The 4043-nt window shown below is 48.5% G+C and carries 5 protein-coding genes; all 5 read right to left on the reverse strand.

Translation table 11 applies throughout. The features are described from left to right. Positions 1-82: 82 nt before the first annotated feature. The 5 genes from ABYV26_RS22305 to ABYV26_RS22325 all read right to left on the reverse strand — a co-directional run bounded on the left by ABYV26_RS22305 (position 83) and on the right by ABYV26_RS22325 (position 3951). Entirely contained in the window at positions 83-1033 is a 951-nt protein-coding gene (locus tag ABYV26_RS22305; RefSeq protein WP_372683561.1) for a tyrosine-type recombinase/integrase, read from the reverse strand. Beyond that, on the reverse strand, positions 1030-2004 hold the full coding sequence (locus ABYV26_RS22310; RefSeq protein ID WP_372683562.1) for a tyrosine-type recombinase/integrase: 975 nt from the start codon (positions 2002-2004) through the stop codon (positions 1030-1032). The genes ABYV26_RS22305 and ABYV26_RS22310 overlap by 4 nt, the downstream gene beginning before the upstream one ends. Further along, positions 1991-3217, reverse strand: a complete 1227-nt coding sequence (locus ABYV26_RS22315; RefSeq protein ID WP_372683563.1) for a tyrosine-type recombinase/integrase — start codon at positions 3215-3217, stop codon at positions 1991-1993. The genes ABYV26_RS22310 and ABYV26_RS22315 overlap by 14 nt, the downstream gene beginning before the upstream one ends. A 4-nt stretch (positions 3218-3221) precedes the next feature. Further along, entirely contained in the window at positions 3222-3620 is a 399-nt protein-coding gene (locus ABYV26_RS22320; RefSeq protein ID WP_372683564.1) for a hypothetical protein, read from the reverse strand. A 145-nt stretch (positions 3621-3765) separates the two neighbouring features. After that, positions 3766-3951 (reverse strand): hypothetical protein, encoded by a 186-nt coding sequence (locus ABYV26_RS22325; RefSeq protein ID WP_372683565.1) that lies wholly within the window; start codon positions 3949-3951, stop codon positions 3766-3768. Between the last annotated feature and the right edge of the window lie 92 nt (positions 3952-4043).

The raw sequence follows: 4043 nt of genomic DNA on the forward strand, positions 1-4043 counted from the left end.
AGCCATGTCTGTCCAGTCATCCGGCTCGAAACGGTGTTCCGGCAGGCAGGTGGGAGCCAGATTATCGAAAATGCACATCGCATCAACCAGGGATACTCCCCGGATACACGCAATACCAGTTCCGATTTCTTTTTCTTCGGCGAGGAAGATCCAGTTGCAGATAAACCATTGTGGATTGAACATTTTCGTGTCCCAAATGGTTTTTAATGTCGGTCACCGAGCAACCAGATGCAAGCATGCTGATGGCACAGGAATGACGAAAACTGTGAACCGGATTGAGAACTTCCAGCCGTTTTTCCGATAGTGCCAACCGCAGGTATTTCCGGCAAAGACGATAGATGCCGTGGCGTGTCAATGCCTTGCCGTGCTGACTGATGAACAGCCGATTCGCGCAAGCGGGTTTTGACCGGCGGCGGTGGTTAACCATATATGCCTTGATCATTTTTACCGTCGTTGGAGACAAATTGACCTGGCGGAAGCGATTGCCCTTGCCCAAAATGGCGAGCGTTCCCTGTTCGGGGTTGAAGTAATCCAGATTCAATCGTGCAATCTCACTGACACGGGCGCCGGACTCGAACAACAGGTGCAAAATGGTGTAGTCACGAAAACCCAGCGCCGTGTTGATATTTACCGCGTTGAGGACTTGGTTTATCTCCTCCGGGTATAAAAAACCGATCAGCTGTCGCTGGGTCCGTTTTTGAGGAATGAAGATGATTTTAACCATCAACGCTGACCATTGCGGATGCATAAAGCGGATCATTTTAGCCAGCGATTTGATGGCGGCTAATCGATGATTGCGGGTTCTGGCGCTGTTTTCCCGTTCAGATTCGAGATGGTCTAGAAAAGTGATGATCACCTCCGGTGTAAGATGCTTGAGTGATAACGAACCGACATTGATGCCATAGTGGTTTGCGGCAAACGGCAAAAACAGTTTGAAGGTATCCCGGTATGCCTTAATGCTATTGGGGCTCACTCCTTTGATGTGAGGCAAATACTTGTCAAAAAATTGGTGAATAAAAGCCGACAGTCTCATTTGACAACCGATTGGGACTTGGTGAACGTGATTAAGCCGGCAATATCGCTGGCGTCTTTTACTTTTAGATATGCGGCGGTGTATTGATATTTTCGGTGGCCCATGTATGTGGCTAGCACCGGCAGTGCCTGCTGGGGGGAGATACCACGGGCTTTGATCCGGTTTAAGGTGTTGATGGCATACGAGTGCCGCAAACTGTGGGGTACCGGTGATCCGAAGGTCATGTTGCCCATGGTCCGTTTGGGCTGCTTCAGGCCGATATTTTCAACCGCCCGATGAAAGACGGAACGGACATGATAATCCTTGAGCGGTCGACCTTTTCTGCCAGCCAACAAGTAAGGATTTTGATCCTCCGGACAACAAACGTTGCGTGCCGCCAGGTAGTTATCGAGTTCGTCCAGAACTTTTTGGGGAACCGGTATCAGACGGTCTTTTCTGAACTTGGTCCTTTCGATATAAACGCTGCCTTCATCGGGTCGAAAATGATGCCGGCAAAGCCGTAACGGTTCGTTGATCCGCATCCCACAGCGGGCCAACATCGCCATAGCCAAATAGATCGCCATATCGAATAACAAATGCTTTTGGCAGTGTCTGATATTTACGCAAATGTTTGTGAGCAGTTGATCGGTTTGCTCCGGTGTGAAGACAAAAGGAATAAAAAATCGTTCGGGCAATGGCGGGATGTCGTCGAGCGGGTTGACACGGCAGATTTGCCGACGTACCAGAAACTCGAAAAAACTGTGTACACTCGACAGTATTTTGTTGACCGTATTGGGATGCTTGCGGATATCCGCCCGCATTTGAAGGAAGAATGCCGGCTGCAGTTGTTCCCAGGTGGCCTTGTGCACGTTAAGGTACTGGTCAAAAGCGTACAAAGGCGGTTTTATTGCTTTCTTAACGCAACCCAACCGCTGGCGATAAGCCGCATACTCTGATAGGTTCCTGGCCATAAAACTTTCAAATCGTCTCATCAAATAGCACCTGACGCATCAATTTGGTATGCACATGCAAATACCTTTGGGTCGACTCGATCTTGTCGTGACCAAGCATTTCCTTGATTTCAAAGATCGACGCACCGGCTTCGAGCAGGTTCTGCGCATAGGTGTGCCGCAGCCAATAGGCGCTGGTGGCCAAACCTGCTCGTTTCATCGCAAAAGTGATCTGGCATCCGACCGCATTGGGACTTAATGGCCGATGCGGCGGGGGCAGGGTTAAAAACAATCGGCGGTGTTTCGTTTTCGGTCTGGCGCCGATGATATAGGCTGCCACCGCCTTTAGGGTATGCTTGGGGACGGGAAGCTCAAGCGGGTTATCTCCTTTGCGTACGGTTAAGCGCAGCAGCCTTTGACGAAAAGAGATATCATTGAAACGGACGAGGCTGATCTCTTTTGGACGCAGTCCCATGGTATAGGCAAGATGCACGATCGCATAGGTCCGGATGTCGCTTGCCGAAGAAAGGCTTAAGCTGGAAAAGAGTTGCTGCACTTCAACTGGTCGTAAAAATTTGGGCGGTTTGGCTTGAGCGTACTCCCGTCGGCCGATCACCATAGGCGCAAGATCGGTGGTCACTATCCGGCGCTCATGGTACAAGTAACTTAAAAAACGCCGTAGATAGTTGCGATACGTGTGGCGGGTAGAACTACTAAGATCTTTAAAAAATTCACCTTGGAATGCATCGATATGCTTGATCTTTAATGATTGAAGTTGAATGCCGTTTCGTTGACAATAACTGTCAAACGCAGACAACACGCGCCTGATGGGTGTTATGGAGCGATCAGATACCTGGCGGTATTTTTTCTGATAGAGAAGATACGCTTCATAAAGGACCGGCAAGCTGGGCAATGGTTTATGACGCGGTATCGGTTCAGCTATTTTCCCCTGGCTATAAAGATACCGTGAAAGACCGGTGATGGCATAGGCCTGGGACATGTCTTTGATGTTTTTAAAGCATTTTAACGTATGGCGGGTAAAAATTTCGTCCCAGTGGTATCTCCTTCCTTTGATAAAAGATAAAAATTGGCTCAACGTTCGTTTATGATTTCGCTGAGTATTTTGAGTATAGGCGTTAACTGCCATCCATTCAAGATACGCTTCAATCGCGTGTCCCAAAGCAACCTTCGTCTCATTGAACGCTTTCAGCCTGCTTTCGATCCATTCAATGGTTGCCTGGCTTTCTTCATTCATCGTGTTATCCCATTGTCTTTAACGAATGATCGATAAGCTGGGCGACAACGATTTGGTTCTTTGTTTGATTGTGAGCTTGTTCTTTCGACGACAACAAAACAGGCCTCACCGGTAGGTCCAACACTTGGAAGACGGTTCCGTCAAAAGCGATCAGATCTTTATCGATCAGACCGTTTCTGGCGGCGATGTATTGATCAAGACGCATCTGCAGCAACGTACAAATGGCATCGTAGCTGTAAAAAGAAAGCCCATGGCGATCGGAGGCGATCACCAGAAATAGATAGAGAAGTAATTCCTTTTGCTGCAACGATGATAAAAACCCATCGCCGAGGAAACGGTGCGGGATGAAGCTGAACCCACCATTGATGCGCCTGATACGATCAGGATTGAGGATTTTCTTCATTATCATCATGCACCCCTTGCCGATCAGAGTTAACCATAGCCGCGGCGGGGAAAGGAACGCGCAACCCGGCCACGAATACCGCAAAAGTGGCAAAATGGCCCTATATCGGTACGCCAAGCACAGTTTTTTATGCGGTTTAAGACCCTCATAGCCCATGGATGCCGGGGTGTTGAAGTTGCATCATCCATGTTTTTTGGTTTTCTTTGCGTATTGCCGTGCCTGCGACGGTTTTCAGCTTCACAGTGGTTTCTTTTACCCTTTTTGGTCTGGCGGTATCTTCTTTGTGCCTTGCAATGATTTTTGAGCTTTGCTTTTCGACGGCATTGATCACAACAATACGCCTGTCCTCTAAAACAGCTTCTGCAGATACAGAAATGGAAATCGCACCATCGACATTGAATAAGAATCAGTAACACCTCGGGC

This window comes from Desulfosarcina sp., from assembly GCF_041551955.1.
Taxonomy (GTDB): domain Bacteria; phylum Desulfobacterota; class Desulfobacteria; order Desulfobacterales; family Desulfosarcinaceae; genus Desulfosarcina.

Excerpts from the sequence above, each read along its gene's own strand:
- ABYV26_RS22305 (WP_372683561.1), bottom strand. The coding sequence starts at position 1,033 with ATGAGACTGTCGGCTTTTATTCACCAATTTTTTGACAAGTATTTGCCT.
- ABYV26_RS22310 (WP_372683562.1), bottom strand. The coding sequence starts at position 2,004 with ATGAGACGATTTGAAAGTTTTATGGCCAGGAACCTATCAGAGTATGCG.
- ABYV26_RS22315 (WP_372683563.1), bottom strand. The coding sequence starts at position 3,217 with ATGAATGAAGAAAGCCAGGCAACCATTGAATGGATCGAAAGCAGGCTG.
- ABYV26_RS22320 (WP_372683564.1), bottom strand. The coding sequence starts at position 3,620 with ATGAAGAAAATCCTCAATCCTGATCGTATCAGGCGCATCAATGGTGGG.